General features: G+C 69.5%; 17 protein-coding genes and 1 tRNA gene. 15 read left to right on the forward strand and 3 right to left on the reverse strand.

Translation table 11 applies throughout. The features are described from left to right. Positions 1-28 precede the first annotated feature (28 nt). Positions 29-118 (reverse strand) — tRNA-Ser (locus tag AC6R2M_RS15320). A 446-nt stretch (positions 119-564) separates the two neighbouring features. Between AC6R2M_RS15320 and minC the strand changes: the two genes are divergently transcribed. The 9 genes from minC to AC6R2M_RS15365 all read left to right on the forward strand — a co-directional run bounded on the left by minC (position 565) and on the right by AC6R2M_RS15365 (position 9,197). Beyond that, complete coding sequence (gene minC / locus AC6R2M_RS15325) at positions 565-1,317, forward strand: septum site-determining protein MinC (RefSeq protein WP_500483600.1); 753 nt, start codon at positions 565-567, stop codon at positions 1,315-1,317. A gap of 41 nt (positions 1,318-1,358) precedes the next feature. Then, complete coding sequence (gene minD / locus AC6R2M_RS15330; RefSeq protein ID WP_500483602.1) at positions 1,359-2,177, forward strand: septum site-determining protein MinD; 819 nt, start codon at positions 1,359-1,361, stop codon at positions 2,175-2,177. Next, complete coding sequence (minE, locus tag AC6R2M_RS15335; RefSeq protein ID WP_500483604.1) at positions 2,174-2,452, forward strand: cell division topological specificity factor MinE; 279 nt, start codon at positions 2,174-2,176, stop codon at positions 2,450-2,452. Before minD ends, minE begins: the two co-directional genes overlap by 4 nt. A gap of 186 nt (positions 2,453-2,638) precedes the next feature. Then, positions 2,639-2,800, forward strand: coding sequence for a hypothetical protein (locus AC6R2M_RS15340; RefSeq protein WP_500483606.1), 162 nt, complete (start codon positions 2,639-2,641; stop codon positions 2,798-2,800). A gap of 109 nt (positions 2,801-2,909) precedes the next feature. Then, on the forward strand, positions 2,910-3,887 hold the full coding sequence (locus AC6R2M_RS15345; protein ID WP_500483608.1) for a 1-phosphofructokinase family hexose kinase: 978 nt from the start codon (positions 2,910-2,912) through the stop codon (positions 3,885-3,887). Beyond that, entirely contained in the window at positions 3,884-4,702 is an 819-nt protein-coding gene (locus tag AC6R2M_RS15350; RefSeq protein WP_500483610.1) for an inositol monophosphatase family protein, read from the forward strand. Before AC6R2M_RS15345 ends, AC6R2M_RS15350 begins: the two co-directional genes overlap by 4 nt. A 135-nt stretch (positions 4,703-4,837) precedes the next feature. After that, entirely contained in the window at positions 4,838-5,698 is an 861-nt protein-coding gene (locus tag AC6R2M_RS15355) for a DMT family transporter (protein ID WP_500483612.1), read from the forward strand. 98 nt (positions 5,699-5,796) lie between these two features. Then, positions 5,797-7,089 (forward strand): phospholipase D-like domain-containing protein, encoded by a 1,293-nt coding sequence (locus AC6R2M_RS15360; RefSeq protein ID WP_500483614.1) that lies wholly within the window; start codon positions 5,797-5,799, stop codon positions 7,087-7,089. Between the two features lie 125 nt (positions 7,090-7,214). Further along, positions 7,215-9,197, forward strand: a complete 1,983-nt coding sequence (locus AC6R2M_RS15365; RefSeq protein ID WP_500483616.1) for a BCCT family transporter — start codon at positions 7,215-7,217, stop codon at positions 9,195-9,197. A gap of 74 nt (positions 9,198-9,271) precedes the next feature. Here the strand turns inward: AC6R2M_RS15365 and AC6R2M_RS15370 are convergent, their stop codons facing one another. Both AC6R2M_RS15370 and AC6R2M_RS15375 read right to left on the reverse strand, forming a co-directional pair. Continuing rightward, on the reverse strand, positions 9,272-9,706 hold the full coding sequence (locus tag AC6R2M_RS15370) for a GlcG/HbpS family heme-binding protein (RefSeq protein ID WP_500483618.1): 435 nt from the start codon (positions 9,704-9,706) through the stop codon (positions 9,272-9,274). Between the two features lie 94 nt (positions 9,707-9,800). Further along, on the reverse strand, positions 9,801-11,063 hold the full coding sequence (locus AC6R2M_RS15375; RefSeq protein WP_500483620.1) for an Hsp70 family protein: 1,263 nt from the start codon (positions 11,061-11,063) through the stop codon (positions 9,801-9,803). A 225-nt stretch (positions 11,064-11,288) separates the two neighbouring features. On the opposite strand from AC6R2M_RS15375, the gene aztA reads away from it, so the two are divergent. The 6 genes from aztA (at position 11,289) to AC6R2M_RS15405 (ending at position 17,807) form a co-directional block, all read left to right on the forward strand. Further along, positions 11,289-12,095 (forward strand): zinc ABC transporter ATP-binding protein AztA, encoded by an 807-nt coding sequence (gene aztA, locus AC6R2M_RS15380; protein WP_500483622.1) that lies wholly within the window; start codon positions 11,289-11,291, stop codon positions 12,093-12,095. A gap of 1 nt (position 12,096) precedes the next feature. Beyond that, positions 12,097-12,969, forward strand: coding sequence for a zinc ABC transporter permease AztB (aztB, locus tag AC6R2M_RS15385; RefSeq protein WP_500483624.1), 873 nt, complete (start codon positions 12,097-12,099; stop codon positions 12,967-12,969). 26 nt (positions 12,970-12,995) lie between these two features. Continuing rightward, entirely contained in the window at positions 12,996-13,922 is a 927-nt protein-coding gene (gene aztC / locus AC6R2M_RS15390) for a zinc ABC transporter substrate-binding protein AztC (protein ID WP_500483626.1), read from the forward strand. Positions 13,923-13,989: 67 nt separating this feature from the next. Further along, on the forward strand, positions 13,990-15,291 hold the full coding sequence (aztD, locus tag AC6R2M_RS15395; RefSeq protein WP_500483628.1) for a zinc metallochaperone AztD: 1,302 nt from the start codon (positions 13,990-13,992) through the stop codon (positions 15,289-15,291). A gap of 105 nt (positions 15,292-15,396) precedes the next feature. Further along, positions 15,397-16,890 carry a glycerol kinase GlpK gene (glpK, locus tag AC6R2M_RS15400; protein ID WP_500483630.1) on the forward strand — a complete coding sequence of 498 codons (1,494 nt, stop codon included), beginning with the start codon at positions 15,397-15,399 and terminating at the stop codon, positions 16,888-16,890. Between the two features lie 26 nt (positions 16,891-16,916). After that, on the forward strand, positions 16,917-17,807 hold the full coding sequence (locus AC6R2M_RS15405; RefSeq protein WP_500483632.1) for a LysR substrate-binding domain-containing protein: 891 nt from the start codon (positions 16,917-16,919) through the stop codon (positions 17,805-17,807).

Here is a 17,807-nt window from a genome sequence, read left to right on the forward strand (position 1 = left end):
TTGGAATTGGCGGAGTGTGAACCCTAAATGGCGGAGAGGGAGGGATTTGAACCCCCGATACGGTTGCCCGTATGCCGCATTTCGAGTGCGGTGCATTCAACCACTCTGCCACCTCTCCGTCCGAGGTGAAACGCCAGGGCCGCATGGCCGAGCGCGCTTCAGAAAGCGTCGGGCCACAGGGGCCCGGTGGTCGTCGCCTTTCGGCGTGCCGGGCTCTGTACCAAAACCGCGCCCCGTCCCGCAAGGCCTCGTTTCGCTTCGGTCGCGACATCGGGCTCGGAGCACGCTGGTAGCCCCGTCGAGGCGCGGAAGGTGCCGAGCGCGGACGTGTGCCGACGCTGATCCGTCCGCACCGGGCAGTCGGGCTCAGAGCCGGTGGTCGGCGGGTTCTGACTAGCGGTGCGGTGCGGCTGCGGGAGCGCCGCCGTGCGCGATGCCGGCGGCGTCGGGGCGACACCCGCTTGGGCGCATCCGCCATCGCCCCAGGCGGCGTCCCGATCGCCGGGTTAAGCTCCCGTTAAGGATCGGGTGCGACTGTCGGTTCGAAACCAAACGTTAACGAAGATGACCGAACCGTTGAGCTCCAAGAAAGCCGTCCGCCTGCGCGGCCGCTCCTTCCTCGCCCTGGCGCTCTCGCCGGAACTGCCGTTCTCCGAATGGCTGGCGGGGCTGGACGACCTGGCGCGCCGCTCGACCGGCTTCTTCCTGGGAAGGCCGATCATCCTCGACGTCGCGGGATTGAAGGTCAGCCGGGACGAACTCGCCTCGCTGGTCGAGGAACTGACCAGGCGCAACGTGCGCATCATGGGCATCGAAGGCGCCCTGCCCTCCCAGCTCGGCCCCGGCATGCCGCCCGAGATGCGCGGCGGCCGGCCGGCCGGGGAGATCGAGGTGCCCGAGGGCGAGGAGGCGGCCGCCGCCCCCTCCCCGGCCGGCGCGAAGGCCGCCGAGGCGCCGCGCGCCGTCACCGTGGCGGCCGTGCCCCAGTCGCATTCGCTCATCATCGAGGAATCGGTGCGCTCGGGCCAGTCGATCATCTTCCCCGAGGGCGACGTCACGGTCCTCGGCTCGGTGGCCTCCGGGGCCGAGATCATCGCCGGGGGCTCGATCCACGTCTACGGCGCGCTGCGCGGCCGCGTGCTCGCCGGCTCGGCCGGAAACCCCAACGCGCGCATCTTCTGCCGCAAGCTCGAAGCCGAGCTGATGGCGATCGACGGCCTCTACAAGACGGCCGAGGACATTCAACCCGATCTCGTCGGCAAGCCGATTCAGGCCTGGCTGGAGGGCGACGCCCTCATGGCCGCCTCCTTGGCCTGATACCGGCGCGAAACGAACACGAACGAAAAGGATGCCGTGACATGGCAAAGGTGATGGTGGTCACGTCGGGCAAGGGCGGCGTCGGCAAGACGACCTCCACGGCGGCGCTCGGCGCGGCGCTGGCGCAGGGCGGGGCGAGCGTCGTCGTCGTCGATTTCGACGTCGGCCTGCGCAATCTCGATCTGGTGATGGGCGCCGAGCGGCGCGTGGTCTACGACCTCATCAACGTGGTCCAGGGCGACGCCAAGCTCGCCCAGGCGCTGATCCGCGACAAGCGCTGCGAGACGCTGCATCTCCTTCCGGCCTCGCAGACCCGCGACAAGGACAATCTGACCGCCGAGGGCGTGGCCCGCGTCATGGACGAGCTGCGCGAGCGCTTCGACTGGGTCATCTGCGATTCGCCGGCCGGCATCGAGCGCGGCGCGACCCTCGCGATGCGCCATGCCGACGTCGCGGTCGTCGTCACCAATCCCGAGGTCTCCTCGGTGCGCGATTCGGACCGCATCATCGGGCTGCTCGATTCCAAGACCGAGAAGGCCGAGCGCGGCGAGCGCATGGAGAAGCACCTCCTTCTCACCCGCTACGACGCCCTGCGCGCCGAGCGCGGCGACATGCTGAAGGTCGACGACGTCCTGGAAATCCTGTCGATCCCGCTCCTCGGCATCATCCCCGAGAGCGCCGACGTCCTGCGCGCCTCCAATCTGGGCGCGCCGGTCACCCTGTCCGACGCCGGCTGCGCGCCGGCCCGCGCCTATATCGACGCGGCGCGTCGCCTCAAGGGCGAGACCATTCCCATGGCAGTTCCGAGCGACCGCAAGGCCGGTCTCTTCGGCAAACTCTTCGGAAGGAAGGCGGCATGAACCTTTTCGGCTTCTTCCAGAAGCGCCAGGACACCGCGCCCGCCGCGCGCGAGCGTCTCCAGGTGCTTCTCGCCCACGAGCGCGCCACGATCGGCCAGTCCGATCTCGTGGCGACCCTGCGCGAGGAAATCCTCGCGGTGATCGCCAAGCACGTGTCGATCGACCGCGAGAAGGTGAAGGTCAAGATGGACCGGCGCGACCAGATCTCGACCCTGGAGGTCGATATCGAGCTGCCGGGCATGACCGGGGTCGTGCCGCGCTCGGCGGCCGCCTGACGAAACACCGGGCGGGCCGGCACCGAGCGGTGCCGGGCCGCTTCCAACGCGTTGCCGGCTCACCCGGACAGGGTGCTGCCGCGCATGCCAGCCGTCGGAGCCTCCCGCTCCGGCGCGACCCCTTCCGCCCGCGCAGCCGTCGCGGCCGGAAGGTCCATGACACCGGCACAGAGCTTGGAGGTTCCCATGAGCCGAGCCGAACTCCTCGAGCGTCTTCAGGTCCTGCAGGGCCTGCCCGAACTGCAGGGACGCAACATCCGCTCCATCGCCCCGATCCTGTCCACCGACGCGCTGCTGCGGCACGTGGAGGCCTGCGAGGCGACCGCCGAGCGCATCCGTCGCCAGTAGGACCTCCGCCCCGCGCGGACGGCGAGCCTGCACTCATCGAACGACGCCGCCGCAACCACCGGCGGCGTCGCGACTTACCGGACACGACCACAACTTAGTCCGGACCTCCATGCCGACCCCTTCCCCCGCTCCGAACGACGCCCCCTCCCGCGCTGGCTCCCTCGACGCGTGCAGCGACATCGCCGTCTTCTCTCCCTGGCCGCTCTTCACCGTCACCATCGAACATCTGGCCCAGGGCGACGAGATCTACCTCCACGCCGGGGGACAGGGCGTCTGGGTCGCCCGGATGATCGAGGGACTCGGCCGGGAGGCCACGCTCGTCGGACCCTTCGGCGGAGACCAGCGGCACGTCATCGAGGCTCTGGCGCGGGGCGAGGGAATCCAGCTGCGCTCCGTTCCCATCCGCGGCTCGAACGGCGGCTACGTCAACGACCGCCGGGGCGGCAGCCGCGTGGAGATCGCCAATTCCCGGCCGCCGCGCCTCGACCGGCACGAGGTCGACGACCTCCACAACGCCATGCTCGCCGAAGGCATCCGATGCGGCACGGCCGTCATCACGGGCATTCCGGACGGCGAGGTCATGCCGCCCGCCGTCTACGGGCGGCTGGTGAAGGATCTGAAGGCCAACAAGGTCAAGATCGTCGCCGACGTCGCCGGTACCGTCCTGGAGGCGATCGAGGACGGCCTCGACATCCTCAAGGTGAGCCACGAGGAGCTTCAGGCCGCCGGGCTGGCGCAGGACGACAGCGAGGCGTCCCTGATCGCGGCGATGGACGCCCTGCGCGGCAAGGCCGCGTCCATCGTCGTCAGCCGAGCGGGCGCGGGATGCCTCGCGCTCATGGAGGGCGAGCTTCTGGAGGCCATCGGACCGACGCTGACGCCCAACGACCCGACGGGCGCCGGCGATTCGATGACGGCCGCGCTCGCCGTCGCCCTCGCCTGCGGAATGACCGGCGTGGAGGCGTTGCGCCTTGCCACGGCGGCCGGGGCGCTCAACGTTACCCGTCACGGACGCGGAACCGGAAAGCTCGACGACATCCGCGCCCTTTCGACCTCCGTCGAGATCAAGAAGGTGCGCGCGTCATGAGAGAGACCGACGGCGAACTCGCCGCCATCCAGTCGCTGGCCTTCGAGCTGGCCCAGCTCGCGGGAGCTCAGATCGTCGGCTCGCTCGGCCGCACGCTCGCCATCCGCTACAAGAAGCTGACGGAGGACGAGGAGGCGGTGTTCCGCGATCCGGTCTCCGAGGTCGATCAGGCGGTGGAGGCGGTCCTTCGCGCAAGGCTCGCGGATCGGTTCCCCGACCACGGGATCATCGGCGAGGAGGTCGAGGAGACCAAGGGGTCGTCGGACTACACCTGGGTGATCGACCCGGTCGACGGCACGGCCAATTTCGTCAACGGCTTTCCGCTCTTCGCCGCCTCCATCGGCGTCGTGCGGGCCGGCGTTCCGGTCGTCGGCGCGGTCTGGTGCTCCACCAGCCATGCGCTGCGTCAGGGCGTCTACCATTCGCGCGAGGGCGGACCGCTCTACTTCGACGAGGAGAAGATCGTCGCCGTCGATCGCCAGAACGTCCACCGCCGCCTCGTCGGCATGCCTCAGACGGGGCTGGCGCCCGGCGCGGCACTGGAAGGGCGGCGCACCGGCTCCTCGGCGATCGAATGCTCCTTCGTCGCCGCCGGCCTCCTCACCGGCTCGCTCCAGATCATGCCGAACGTCTGGGACGTGGCGGGCGGCATTCCGCTTCTGCGCGCCATCGGCGCGGATATCGTGACGCGCACCGACGGCGGCGAATGGGCGCCCTTCGAAACCTTCGCCACCGGAACCGGTGGCGATTCGGTCGCGTCCTGGAAGCAGGACCTTCTGATGGGCCAGCCGGGAACGGTCGCCGCCATGCGATAGGCCGGCGCGGCCCCGCGAAAGGCGCTGCGCTTTCGCAGAAGCGCTGATAGAAGGAGCCATAAAGCTTCGGCCGCCTTACGGTGGGTGCATCGGCGCCCCTTTACCGACAGCCTGCGCCCCATCGAACGGAACGGCATGGACCGCACGAATCTTCTGGCCGGAATCGTGCTGACGATCCTCGCCGGCTCGCTCTTCGCCACGATGGACATGGTCGGCAAGCATCTGACGACGCTCGTGCCCGTCCTGATGGTCGTCTGGGGGCGCTACGTCTCGCAGACGATCGCGGTCACGGCGGTCCTGGCGAGCCGCAACGGCTTCGGCTTCCTGAAGACGCGGCATCCGCTGCTGCAGCTGGCGCGCGGCGGCGCGCTGCTCTCGGCGACCTTGTGCATGTACACGGCGCTTTCGAGCGTGCCGCTCGCGGACGCGACGGCGACGCTCTTCCTCTCGCCGATCCTCGTCACCGTCTTCTCGGTGCTCTTTTTGGGCGAGCGCATCGGCATCCACCGCACCGGCGCCGTTCTTTTCGGGTTTCTGGGCGTTCTTCTCATCGTGCGGCCGGGTTCGAACGGCGCCGATCCGGCGATCCTCTTCGCCGTCGCGGCATCCGTTCTGAATGCCGCCTATCTCCTCCTGACGCGCCGGCTGGCCGGCGCGGACGATGCGGCCTCCACGCAGTTCAACACCACGGCGGTCGGCGCGGTCGTCCTGACGGCGCTCGTCGCCCCAAGCTGGCAGACACCCGAGCCCGCGGTCCTGGCGCTGATGGTCGCCGCCGGGCTGATCGGTTCGGTCTCGCATGTCTGCCTCGTGCGTGCCTTCGCCCATGCGCCGGCCTCCCTGCTGTCGCCCTTCCTCTACGCCCAAGTGCTCGTCGCGGCGCTCTTCAGCGTTCTCGTCTTCGGCGACCCGCTGCATCCGGCGATCGTGGCGGGAACGGCGATCCTGGTCGCGAGCGGCCTCTACATCTGGTGGCGCGAAGTCAGGACGCACTGAGCGCCGGGCGGCGCCCTCGACGCCCGCGCCTTTCGGCATATCTCCCGCGCTCGACGAGCGAGGAGACCATCGCGCGTGAAGGGCGGAACGGGCGCGCGATGACGATGAAGACCTTCCTTTCCAACCGCTGGACGATCGCCTTCGGCTGCCTCCTCCTCGGCGCGCTGGCGACCGTCGCGATCTTCAATCTCGTGCCCGAGCAGCGCTATCTGGAGCGTCCCGTCCAGCACGCCTTCGGGGTCTCCGACCCGCAATTTTCGCTGACGATGGAGGGCATTCTCGGCGCGCGGATCGATCGCGGAACGAGCATCCAGACGCTGGTCAACGGCGACGAGATCTTCCCCGCCATGCTGGGCGCCATCGAAGGCGCGCGCGAGACCGTCAATTTCGAGACCTACATCTACTGGGACGGCCAGATCGCCGAGCGCTTCGCCGAGGCGCTCTCCGCCAAGGCCCGCGAAGGCGTGGAGGTGCGGATCATCCTCGACGCGGTCGGCGCCGCGCCCATGGACACGGCCCTCGTCGACCAATTGGAAGAGGCCGGGGCGAGCGTCGCGCTCTTCCGGCCGCTGAGTTGGCACACGCTGGACCGCTGGAACCACCGCACCCACCGCAAGATCCTGGTCACGGACGGCACGGTCGGGTTCACCGGCGGCGTCGGGATCGGTGACGAATGGACGGGCGACGCGCGCCATCCCGACGAATGGCGCGACAATCACTACCGCCTCCAGGGTCCCGCGGTCGCCGGCCTGCAATCCGCCTTCGCGGAGAACTGGCTGGAGGCGACGGGCGAGGTTCTGAAGGGGGAGCGCTACTTTCCCGTCGTCGATCCCGATGGCGAGGTCGCGACCCAGCCGATGAAGACCTCGGCCCGCTCGGGCTCGGAGAGCGCTCATCTCGCCGTCCTCATGGCATTGGCCTCGGCCGAGCGGCACGTGCGCATCTCCATGGCCTATTTCGTGCCGAACCAGCTGGCGATCGACCAGTTCCTGCAGCTGCGCGAGCGCGGCGTCACCGTCGAGATCGTGCTGCCGGGCGAGCATCAGGACGTGACGATGGTGCGTCACGCCTCGCGGCAGGCCTGGGGCCCTCTCCTCGAAGCCGGCGTGCGGATCTTCGAATACGAGCCGACCATGTACCACCCCAAGGTCCTGATCGTGGACGAGGGCTTCGCCTCCATCGGCTCGGTCAATTTCGACGAGCGCTCCTTCCGGCTGAACGACGAGCTGAACGTCAACGTCTACGATGCCGAGTTCGCCCGCACGCAGATCGACATCTTCGAGGCCGACCTCGCCCTGTCGCGAGAGGTGACGCTCGCCGAATGGGAGGCGCGGCCGCTGCGCCAGAAGCTTCTCGACCGGTTCTGGAGCCTGTTCGAGAGCCAGCTCTGACGCTTTCGCCGCCGGGCGAAGTCGGCCCTCCGGGGTTGCCGGATCGTTAGCTACGCTACCTTTCCTGGAAGATGTCCAATTCGTGGCAGGTGTGTGGCACCGGCCCGGCGCATATCGAGTGACCCATGCAAGCGACGATCAACCGTCCTGTCTTCTTCATATCCAGCGTGATCATCGGCCTGATCGTGATCGTCGGCGTGGTCTTTCCGGACGGCGCGGCGAACCTCTTCAGCGCCGTTCAGGGACGCATCCTGGACAGCTTCGGCTGGTTCTACCTCCTGGCCGTCGGCATCTTCGTCTTCACCGTCCTGTTCCTCGCCATGAGCCGCTACGGGCGGCTGAAGCTCGGCCCGGACGACGCCGAGCCCGAATACAGCTACATCAGCTGGCTCGCGATGCTGTTCGCTGCCGGCATGGGCATCGGCCTGATGTTCTACGGCGTGGCGGAGCCGGTGCTCCACTATTCGGTGCCGCCCGAGGCGGAACCCGGCACGATCGACGCGGCGCGTCAGGCCATGTCGATCACCTACTTCCACTGGGGCGTCCACGCCTGGGCGATCTACGCCGTCGTCGGCCTCTCGCTCGCCTATTTCTCCTTCCGCTACAATCTTCCGCTGACCATCCGTTCCGGCCTCTATCCGCTCCTGAAAGACCGCATCCAGGGGCCGATCGGCGACGCGGTGGACATCTTCGCCATCTGCTCGACCGTCTTCGGCATCGCCACCTCGCTCGGGCTGGGCATCCTGCAGATCAACGCGGGCCTGAACTATCTCGTCGGCCTTCCCCAGAGCGTGCCGGTGCAGCTCGTCCTGATCGCCGTCGTGACGGGGCTGGCGACCCTCTCCGTCATGTCGGGCCTCGACGTCGGCATCCGCCGCCTGTCGGAGACCAATCTGGTCCTGGCGGTCCTGCTGATGCTGTTCGTGCTCGTGATGGGGCCGACGGAGTTCCTGTTCCGCGCCTTCGTTCAGAACACGGGCCTCTATCTCGACAATTTCCTCGAGCGCACCTTCCGCCTCTACGCCTACGAGCCGCGCACCTGGCTGTCGGACTGGACGCTCTTCTACTGGGCGTGGTGGATCTCCTGGTCCCCCTTCGTCGGCATGTTCATCGCGCGCATCTCGCGCGGGCGGACCGTGCGCCAGTTCGTCCTCGGCGTCCTCTTCGTCCCCTCCGCCTTCACCTTCTTCTGGATGACGGTCTTCGGAAACACGGCGATCTCGCTCGACATGAACCAGGCCGCCGGCGCCATCTCGGCGGCGGTCGGGGCCGACGTCTCCGTCGCCCTGTTCCAGTTCCTCGAATATCTGCCGCTGTCCACGGTCACCTCGATCATCGGCATCCTTCTGGTTTCGGTCTTCTTCGTCACCTCCTCTGATTCCGGCTCGATGGTGGTCGACACAATCGCCTCGGGCGGTGCCGACGACACGCCGGCCTGGCAGCGCATCTACTGGTGCTCGATGGAGGGCGTCGTCGCGGCGCTTCTGCTTCTGGCCGGCGGCCTCACGGCCCTGCAGACCATGACGCTGATCTCCGCTCTGCCCTTCGCCGTCATCCTGCTCGCCCTCGCCTTCGGTCTGGTGCGCGGCATGCATGCCGACATGGCCCGGCTCGTGGAGCACAGGCAGGCGCTGCCGGCGGTGCCGGTCCGCGCCATGACGTGGCAGGCGCGGCTGAACGCCATCCTGCACGAGCCGACGAAGCCGGAAGTGCTCGGCTTCATCGAGCGCGTCGTCCATCCGGCCCTCGTCGACGTGGAGCGGGCGCTGCGCAGCCGCGGCTTCGAGGCGAGCGTGGAGAAGGGCGAGGACGGCAGCGCGACGCTGACCGTCACGGCCGAGGCCACGCGCAACTTCGTCTACGGCGTGGAGCCCACCCCGCATCTGGCGCCGGCCTTCTCGGCGGCGGAGGTCTCGCGGTCGGCGGCCAAGCGGCGCCAGATCTGGTCCGCGCGCACCGTCTTCTCGGACGGCAGCCGAGGCTACGAGGTCATGGACTTCTCCAAGGACGACATCCTCGCGGACGTCCTGGCGCAGTTCGAACGCTACCAGATCCTGATGACGGCGCCCTCCACCGCGCTCTACGTCGCCTCGCCCGATCCGGCCTGAACCGGGAAAGACCGACGGCACAAAAAGAAGGGGGCGCCCGAAGCGCCCCCTTTTCACTGTCGAGCCGGACGGTTTCAGCCGTGGTCGGCCGTCAGGCCAGCGGCCTCGATGCCGGCGACGGCGGCCGCCTCGTCATTGTCCGAAGTGTCGCCCGTGATGCCGACCGCGCCGATGATCGCGCCGCCCTTTCCGTCGCGGATCAGGACGCCGCCCGGAACCGGCACCAGCGAGCCCCCGGCCAGCGCGTTCATCGACTGTACGAAGAAGGGCTGCTGCTCGGCGCGCGCGAAGATCGCCCGCGAACCCATGCCGAGCTGGACCGCGCCATAGGCCTTGCCCACCGCGATCTCGGGCCGCATGCGCGACGAGCCGTCCTGACGCTCCAGCGCCAGAAGCGCGCCGCCGGCATCGAGCACGGCGACGGTCAGCGGCTTCAGTCCGAGTTCGCCGGCCTTCTTGAGGCTGGCGGCGAGGATGGTGCGCGCGGTGGCGAGATCGAGCTGCGTCATGAGGGTCTCCCGTGTTTCGATGCCCCGTTCATAGAGCGGGGCATCCGATCACGATAGACGAAGCGCGCCATTTCGCTCCGCACGTCGGGCCGGATCAGGCGAAGCGGCGCGCCGCATCCAGCGCAAGGCCCAGCCCGACGGAGCCGAAGGCGTCGGAGCGCGTGACCTCCGCATGCGGAAAGCGCGAGAGCGCTGCGCGGCGAACTGCCGGCACCTCCGCGCCGCCGCCGGTCAGGATCACGGTCTCGACGGCCTCCGGCGAGACCCCCGCAGCCTCGAGGACCGCATCCACCGCGCGCGCGATGCGGTCCGTCAGCTCGCCGACCACCTTCTCGAAATCGTCGCGCCGCACCGGAGCGGAAAGGTCGAGGCCCGGCTCGGACAGGCGGATCTGCGTCTCTTGCGCGTCGGTCAGCGCGATCTTGGCGCGTTCCACGGCGCCCGCCAGCCGGTGGCCGGAGCGATGCTCCAGGACATGGGCGAGCCGCTCCAGCCTCTCAGGCTCCGCCGCCTCGCGCGTCAGCTCGTGCACGTCGCGCTTCACCTTCGGCGTATAGAGAAGGTTCACGCGGTGCCAGGTCGCCAGATCGTTGAAGTACCAGCGCGGCATCTCGCGCTTGCCGTCCTTGGTGAAGGAGCCGAGGCCGAGCAGCGGCTGCATGCGCGCGATGTTGAGAAGCCGGTCGAAATCCGTGCCGCCGACATGGACGCCGCCCGTCGCCAGGATGTCGTCGCGCCGGTCGAGCGACTTGGCGCGCTCGGGCGACAGGCGCACCAGCGTGAAGTCCGACGTGCCGCCGCCGATGTCGACGACGAGGGCGAGCCGCTCGTCGGAAAGCTGCCGCTCGGCGTAGAGGGCGGCGGCGACGGGCTCGAACTGGAACTCCACATGGCCGAAGCCGACGGATCTGGCGGCGCGCGCCAGCTCCTCCTCCGCGCGCCGGTCGGCGACGTCGTCCTCGTCGACGAAGCGCACCGGACGGCCGAACACGATCGGACCGGCGGCCTCGCCGGTCTCTGTTTCCAGCCGGTCCTTCAGATGCTGCAGGAAGCGGGCGATCAGCCCCTCGAAGGTCATGCGCTCGCGCCCGACCGCCGTCGTCTCCTTCATCAGCGAGGAGCCGAGGATGCTCTTGAGCGCGCGCATGAAGCGCCCTTCGGCACCGTCGACATATTCATGCACGGCCGAGCGGCCGAAATGGGTGCTGCCGTCCTCCAGGCTGAAGAAGAGGGCGGAGGGAAGCGTGCGATGATCGCCCTCCAGCGTCACCAGACGCGGCGTCTGGCCGGGGCCCGCGAGCGCGAGCGTGGAATTGGTGGTCCCGAAATCGAGGCCGGGGAAGAAGGGTGCGGACATCGGATCTGGCCTTGGGCGAGCGGACGGAACGCGTGCGGCCCGGCGCGCGGCGGACGGCGCGGACGAAGCGGACGCGGTTCGAAGAAGGGCGGCCCGTATAGCCAAGCTGGCGCCCGGAGGGAAGCGCCGTGCCGTCGAAGCGCGAACCCGACGGTTGCATCCGGCCGTCACGTTATATAGTAACAGTCGCTCCCGAGATCGACCGGTGCGAACGACCGCTCCATCATGCCCGACGCCGCCATCACGTTCCGAGACCTGACACTCGGCTATCGCAGCCACCCGGCCGTCCACCATCTGGACGGGCAGGTCGCGCGCGGCTCGCTGACGGCCGTGGTCGGCGCCAACGGATCGGGCAAGTCGACTCTCCTGAAGGGCATCGTCGGCCTTCTGAAGCCCATGGGCGGCGCGGTGGACATCTGCGCCGGCTCGCGGATCGCCTATCTGCCGCAGCAGTCGGAGCTCGACCGCAGCTTCCCCGCGCGCGTCGTCGATCTCGTTTCGCTGGGCCTCTGGCCGCGCCGGGGCTTCTTCCGGCGACATACCGCGGAGGACCGGGAGACGGTGCGCCGCGCCCTGGCGGCGGTCGGCCTCGAGGGCTTCGAGGCGCGCGGTCTCGACACGCTGTCGGGCGGCCAGCTCCAGCGCGCGCTCTTCGCCCGCGTTCTGGTGCAGGACGCCGACCTCATCCTTCTCGACGAGCCCTTCAACGCGGTGGATTCGCGCACGCTCGTCGATCTCGTGGCGCTGATCGAGCGCTGGCACGGGGAGAGCCGGACGGTGCTCGTCGTCGTTCACGACCTCGAACTGGTGCGCGCGCACTTCCCCGACGTGCTTCTGCTCGCCCGCCGGCCCGTCGCCTGGGGCGAGGCGGTGCAGACCCTGAAGCCGGAGAACCTGCTTCGCGCCCGCCGCTTCCAGGAGGCCTGGGACGAGACCGCGCCCTGGTGCGAGCCGCACGATCATGACCACGGCCACGACCATGGGCACGGCGGCCATGGCGGCCACGATCATTCGACCCACAAGGCCGCGTGACATGGCGCTCTACGATTTCCTGGTCGCGCCCTTCGTGGAATTCGCCTTCATGCAGCGCGCGCTTCTGGGCGCGGTCATGCTGTCCTTGTCGGCCGGGCCGATCGGCGTCTTCCTGATGCTGCGGCGGATGAGCCTGACGGGCGACGCGATGGCGCACGCCATTCTGCCGGGCGCGGCCGCCGGCTTCCTCCTCTACGGACTTCAGATCGTGCCGATGACCATCGGCGGGCTCCTGGCCGGCGCGCTCGTCGCGCTCGGCGCGGGCGCGGTGGCGCGCCTCACCGTGCAGAAGGAGGACGCCTCGCTCGCGGCCTTCTACCTCGTCTCGCTCGCGCTCGGCGTCGTGCTCGTCTCCTGGCGCGGCTCGAGCGTCGATCTCATGCACGTCCTGTTCGGCTCCGTCCTGGCGCTCGACACGGCCGCGCTCGTCCTGATCGGCCTCGTCTGGGCGGTGACGCTCGGCGCGCTGGCGGTCTTCGGCCGGGCGCTCGTCGCCGAATGCCTCGACCCGCTCTTCCTGCGCTCGGTCTCCCGGCTCGGCTCTCCCGTGCACTTCCTGTTCCTCGGCCTCGTCGTCCTCAACCTCGTCGCCGGCTTCCAGGCGCTCGGCACGCTCCTCTCGGTCGGCTTGATGATCCTGCCGGCGGCGGCGGCGCGCTTCTGGGCGAGCCGCATCGAGACGCTCTGCGTCCTTTCGGTCGGCATCGGCGTCCTCTCCTGCGTCGCCGGCCTGCTTCTCTCCTACCACGCCTCGCTGCCCTCGGGCCCGGCGATCATCCTGTCGGCCGGCGTGGTCTATGCCTTGTCGGTCCTGGCGGCCCCGCGCGGCATCATCCTGACGCACCGCCGCCCGGCCTCCCACCGCACCGCCTGATCCCTCCCCCACCGGAGACCATCTGCATGTCCGTCCGCACCGCTGCCGCCGCGTTCTACGTTATAACATCCGCACTCGTCGCCCCGGCGGCGGCGCAGTCGTTGAACGTGGTCGCCACCTTCTCGATCATCGGCGATTTCGCGCGCGAAGTGGGCGGCGACCGCGTCGCGCTGACGACGCTGGTCGGGCCGGACAGCGACGCCCATGTCTACGAGCCGCGCCCGGCCGACGCGATCGCGCTCGCGCGGGCCGACGTCGTTCTGACCAACGGCCTTCTCTTCGAGGGCTTCCTGACGCGCCTCGTGGAGGCCAGCGGAACTCAGGCGAGCGTCGTGGAACTGACCGAGGGCGCGACGATCCTGGAGGACCCGCAGGGCGGCCACTACCATTTCTACGGCGACCGCTCGACCTTCCACGCCGCACCGAACGATCCACACGCCTGGCAGTCCGTCGCCAACGCGAAGGTCTATGTCGGCAACGTCGCCGACGCCTTCTGCGAAGCCGACGCGGACGGTTGCGAGACCTACCGCGCGAACGCCGCGGCCTACACCGCCGAACTGGACGCGCTCGACGCGGAGATCCGCACGGCGATCGAAGCGATCCCCGAGGAGCGCCGCGTCGCCGTGATGGCGCACAACGCCTTCCGCTATTTCGAGAACGACTACGGCGTGGCCTTCCTCTCGCCGCAGGGCGTCTCCACCGATTCCGAGGCTTCGGCCGCCGACATGGCGGGGCTCATTCGCGAGATCCGCGAGCGCGGCGTCGTCGCGGCCTTCGCCGAGAACATCTCCGATTCCCGGCTCGTGGAGCGCATCGCGGACGAGGCGGACCTGACGCTGGCCGGAACGCTCTACTCCGACGCCCTCTCGCCCGAGGGCGGCGAAGCGCCGACCTATCTCGACATGATGCGCCACAACGCCCGGACGATCCAGGCAGGGCTCACCGCCCGCTGACGAGGCGGGCGGCCCCGGCCGCCGCCCGCGATCGCAATCCCCACATCGCCACGCCAAAGGACCCACGATGAACCGCTCGCTCCTTTCGACGTCCGCCCTCCTTCTCTCCACCGCGCTCTTCACGCCGGCCGCCCTCGCGGACGAGGCGACCGCCTGGCGCCTCTTCGTCTCCGACCACGAGCGCGGCATCGTCAGCGTCGTCGACGCGGTGGACGGCGACCTTTTGGAGACGTTCGAGACGCAGGGCCCGGCGACGCTTCACCGCAGCACCGGCGGGGAAACGGTCTTCGCGGTCCAGGGCGGGGCCGGGCACGTCTCGGCCTTCGCCAGCGGCATCGCCTTCGACGACCACGGCGATCACGCCGACATCCTGATCGAGGACGCCCGCGCGCTCGATTTCGCGATGGAGGGGGAGAAGCCGGCGCATTTCGTGGAACGGCAGGGCTATGTCGCCCAGTGGTTCGACGGCGAGACGCAGGCGCGATTCGTCACGGAGCGCGGCGTTCTGAACGGGGACGCGGAGGTGCGCACGATCGATGTCGGCGCCGCCCATCACGGCGTCGCCGTGCCCTTCGCCGACCACGCGGTCGTGACGATCCCGAACCCGGACGATGCCTCGCAGCGGCCCGTCGGCGCCCGAATCGTCGGCTTCGACGGCGAACAGGTCGGCGAGGATGTCGCCTGCCCGGGCCTGCACGGCTCGGCCGGATCGGGCAGCCTCCACGCCCTCGCCTGCCACACGGGCATCCTCCTCGTCTCGCAGGAGGACGGCGTCCCGCAGCTCCGTCACCTCGCCTATGCCGACGACCTTCCCGAAGGAAGCGTGTCCACGGTGATCGGCGGGCGCGGGCTGCAGTACTTCATCGGGAATTACGGGCCGGACCGCCTCGTCGTCATCGATCCGAGCGCCGACAAGGCCTTCAAGCTGGTCCAGCTGCCGACCCGGCGCGTCCACTTCACGGTGGATTCCGTACGGCCGCGCTTCGCCTATGTCGTGACCGAGGACGGACAGCTCCACAAGCTCGACGTTCTCGAGGGCGCGATCGTCGCTTCGCTTCGGGTGACCGACCCCTACTCGATGGACGGGCACTGGAGCGACCCGCGTCCGCGCCTCGCGGTGGCGCGGGACGAAATCCTCGTCACCGACCCATTGAAGGGCGTCATCCATCGCGTGGATGCGCAAAGCTTCGAGACGAGCGGCGAGATCGTGGTCGAGGGCAAGCCGTTCAACATCGTCGCGGTCGGAGGCTCGGGCGCCGTTCACGGCGGGGCGGAAGGTCACGACCACGATCATGATCACTCGCATGACCATGACCATGATCACGGGGACGGCCACGACCATTCCCACGAGGGGCACGGCCACGACTGAGCCTTTCGCGACGAGCCGTCCTTCCCGCATCCGCGACCGTCCGGGCTGGAGACGCGACGCCCTTCTCCTGTAGGGTCGCGGGCGGAGCTGAAGGGAGGAGGGTCCATGTCCGGCTACGTCGTCGCCATCGATCAGGGAACCACTTCGACGCGCGCGATCGTCTTCGATCAGGCCCTGCGCGTCGTCGGGGTCGGGCAGCAGGAATTCGCCCAGCATTTCCCGCGTCCCGGCTGGGTCGAGCACGACCCGGAGGACATCTGGCGCACAGTGGTCGCCACCGTGAAGGCGGCGCTCGCCGACGCGTCTCTCACCGCCCGCGACATCGCCGCCATCGGCCTGACGAACCAGCGCGAGACCGCGCTTCTCTGGGACCAGGAGACGGGCGAGCCGGCCCACCACGCCATCGTCTGGCAGGACCGGCGAGGCGCCGCGCACTGCCGCCGGCTCGTCGAGGACGGGTCCGAGCCCCTGATCACCGAGCGCACCGGCCTCGTCGTCGATCCCTATTTCTCCGCGACCAAGCTCTCATGGCTGCTGGAGAACGTCGAAGGAGCGCGCGGCAGGGCCGAGGACGGCCGCCTCGCCTTCGGGACGGTCGACAGCTTCCTGCTCTGGCGTCTGACCGGCGGACGGGTCCACGCCACCGACGCCACCAACGCCGCCCGCACGATGCTCTTCGACATCTCGCGCAACGAGTGGGACGAGGAGCTCTGCCGCCTCTTCGGCGTGCCGATGGCGATCCTGCCGGAGGTCATGGACTGCGCGGCCGAGTTCGGGGAGACGGACTCCGCCCTCTTCGGAGGCTCGATCCCCATCCGCGGCATGGCGGGCGATCAGCATGCCGCCGTCATCGGCAATGCCTGCTTCTCGCCCGGCATGATGAAGTCGACCTACGGGACGGGCTGCTTCGCGGTGCTGAACACCGGGTCCGAGCGCGTCTCGTCGAAGAACCGGCTCCTCACCACCCTCGCCTACCGGCTGGACGGCAGGAGCACCTTCGCCCTCGAAGGCTCGATCTTCATCGCGGGCGCGGCCGTGCAATGGCTCCGCGACGGGCTCGGCATCGTCTCGCGCGCCGAGGAGACCGGCGCCATGGCGAGCCGCGCCGACGAGGACGGGCCGATCCTCGTCCCGGCCTTCACCGGGCTCGGCGCGCCCTGGTGGGAGCCGGAGGCGCGCGGCGCGCTGTTCGGCATCACCCGCGCCACGGGGCCGGACGATTTCGCCCGCGCGGCCCTGGAATCGGTCGCCTTCCAGACCCACGACCTCCTGACCGCGATGCGCCGGGACTGGCCGGCCGCCTCCGACACGGTCCTGCGCGTCGACGGCGGGATGGTCGCGAGCGACTGGACCATGCAGCGCCTCGCCGACATCCTGGACGCGCCCGTCGATCGGCCGACCGTCCTAGAGACGACCGCCCTCGGCGCCGCCTGGCTCGCGGGCCACAAGGCCGGTGTCTGGCCCGATGCGGAAGGCTTCTCGAAGCTCTGGAGGCGGGATCGGCGCTTCGAGCCGGCGATGGAGGAGGATCGGAGGTCCCGCCGGATCGAGGCCTGGAACGACGCGGTCCGCCGCCTGCTCTCGAAGGCATCAGCATGATCCGCCGTTCGTGATAGGACACGCCGATGCGGCGATCCTTCACCCCGACCCTGTCCGAACTCCAGGCGCTCGTCGCCTGCGCCAAGGAGGGCTCGGCCAGCGAGGCGGCCAGGCGCCTCGGCCTTACGCAGAGCGCGGTCAGCCGGGCGCTCGGATCGCTGGAATCGCGGTTGGGCGTGCGCCTGTTCCATCGCGTGCGCCGGCGCCTCGTCCTGTCGGATGCGGGCCGCGCCATGCTCCGCGACACCGACCGGCTGCTCGGCGAGCTGAACGCCGCCGCACTCACCGTCATGTCCTTCGGCGGCCATGCCGATGTCCTGCGCCTCGCCGTCCTGCCGAGCTTCGGCGCGAGCTGGCTGATCCCGCGCCTGCCCGCGTTCCGGCGTCTCGCCCCGCATCTGTCGCTGGACGTCGCGTCGCGGCTCGGCAGCGTCGATTTCGAGCGCGAGCCCTTCGACGCGGCGCTGCAGCGCGCCGAGCTCGCCGGCCCCGGCACGCGCGTCGTGCCGCTGATCGGCGAGACCCTCATCGCCGTCGCCTCGCCTTCTCTCGTCGGCGGGGAAGCCGCGCTGGAGGACGAGGCCATCGCGCGCCTGCCGCTGCTCCAGCAGGCGACGCGTCCCGAGCTGTGGCTCGACTGGTTTCGCGACGCCGGGCTCGACCCGATCACCATTCTGAGGGGGGCGCGGTTCGAGCATTTCGGCATGATGCTGGCCGCCGCCGGCGCCGGCCTCGGCGTCGCCCTCGTTCCGGAGATCGTGGCGTGCGAGCAGCTTGCGCAAGGACGCCTGAAGCGCGTCTCCGACCGCGCGCTCTCCGGCCGGTCGGACTACGCGCTGATCTATCCCGAGCGCAGCGACGACAGCGCCTCGCTCTCGCTCTTTCGCGACTGGATCGCGCGGGAGGCCAGGGGCTGA

It is taken from the genome of Aureimonas sp. CAS (genome assembly GCF_059838215.1).

What these genes read in the sequence shown, in the direction of transcription:
- AC6R2M_RS15375 (WP_500483620.1), bottom strand. Translation starts at nt 11,063, where the DNA reads ATGTCCGCACCCTTCTTCCCCGGCCTCGATTTCGGGACCACCAATTCC.
- AC6R2M_RS15360 (WP_500483614.1), top strand. Translation starts at nt 5,797, where the DNA reads ATGACGATGAAGACCTTCCTTTCCAACCGCTGGACGATCGCCTTCGGC.
- aztA (WP_500483622.1), top strand. Translation starts at nt 11,289, where the DNA reads ATGCCCGACGCCGCCATCACGTTCCGAGACCTGACACTCGGCTATCGC.
- AC6R2M_RS15345 (WP_500483608.1), top strand. Translation starts at nt 2,910, where the DNA reads ATGCCGACCCCTTCCCCCGCTCCGAACGACGCCCCCTCCCGCGCTGGC.
- AC6R2M_RS15365 (WP_500483616.1), top strand. Translation starts at nt 7,215, where the DNA reads ATGCAAGCGACGATCAACCGTCCTGTCTTCTTCATATCCAGCGTGATC.
- AC6R2M_RS15405 (WP_500483632.1), top strand. Translation starts at nt 16,917, where the DNA reads ATGCGGCGATCCTTCACCCCGACCCTGTCCGAACTCCAGGCGCTCGTC.
- minC (WP_500483600.1), top strand. Translation starts at nt 565, where the DNA reads ATGACCGAACCGTTGAGCTCCAAGAAAGCCGTCCGCCTGCGCGGCCGC.
- aztB (WP_500483624.1), top strand. Translation starts at nt 12,097, where the DNA reads ATGGCGCTCTACGATTTCCTGGTCGCGCCCTTCGTGGAATTCGCCTTC.
- AC6R2M_RS15350 (WP_500483610.1), top strand. Translation starts at nt 3,884, where the DNA reads ATGAGAGAGACCGACGGCGAACTCGCCGCCATCCAGTCGCTGGCCTTC.
- minD (WP_500483602.1), top strand. Translation starts at nt 1,359, where the DNA reads ATGGCAAAGGTGATGGTGGTCACGTCGGGCAAGGGCGGCGTCGGCAAG.
- AC6R2M_RS15355 (WP_500483612.1), top strand. Translation starts at nt 4,838, where the DNA reads ATGGACCGCACGAATCTTCTGGCCGGAATCGTGCTGACGATCCTCGCC.
- aztD (WP_500483628.1), top strand. Translation starts at nt 13,990, where the DNA reads ATGAACCGCTCGCTCCTTTCGACGTCCGCCCTCCTTCTCTCCACCGCG.
- AC6R2M_RS15370 (WP_500483618.1), bottom strand. Translation starts at nt 9,706, where the DNA reads ATGACGCAGCTCGATCTCGCCACCGCGCGCACCATCCTCGCCGCCAGC.
- glpK (WP_500483630.1), top strand. Translation starts at nt 15,397, where the DNA reads ATGTCCGGCTACGTCGTCGCCATCGATCAGGGAACCACTTCGACGCGC.
- minE (WP_500483604.1), top strand. Translation starts at nt 2,174, where the DNA reads ATGAACCTTTTCGGCTTCTTCCAGAAGCGCCAGGACACCGCGCCCGCC.
- AC6R2M_RS15340 (WP_500483606.1), top strand. Translation starts at nt 2,639, where the DNA reads ATGAGCCGAGCCGAACTCCTCGAGCGTCTTCAGGTCCTGCAGGGCCTG.
- aztC (WP_500483626.1), top strand. Translation starts at nt 12,996, where the DNA reads ATGTCCGTCCGCACCGCTGCCGCCGCGTTCTACGTTATAACATCCGCA.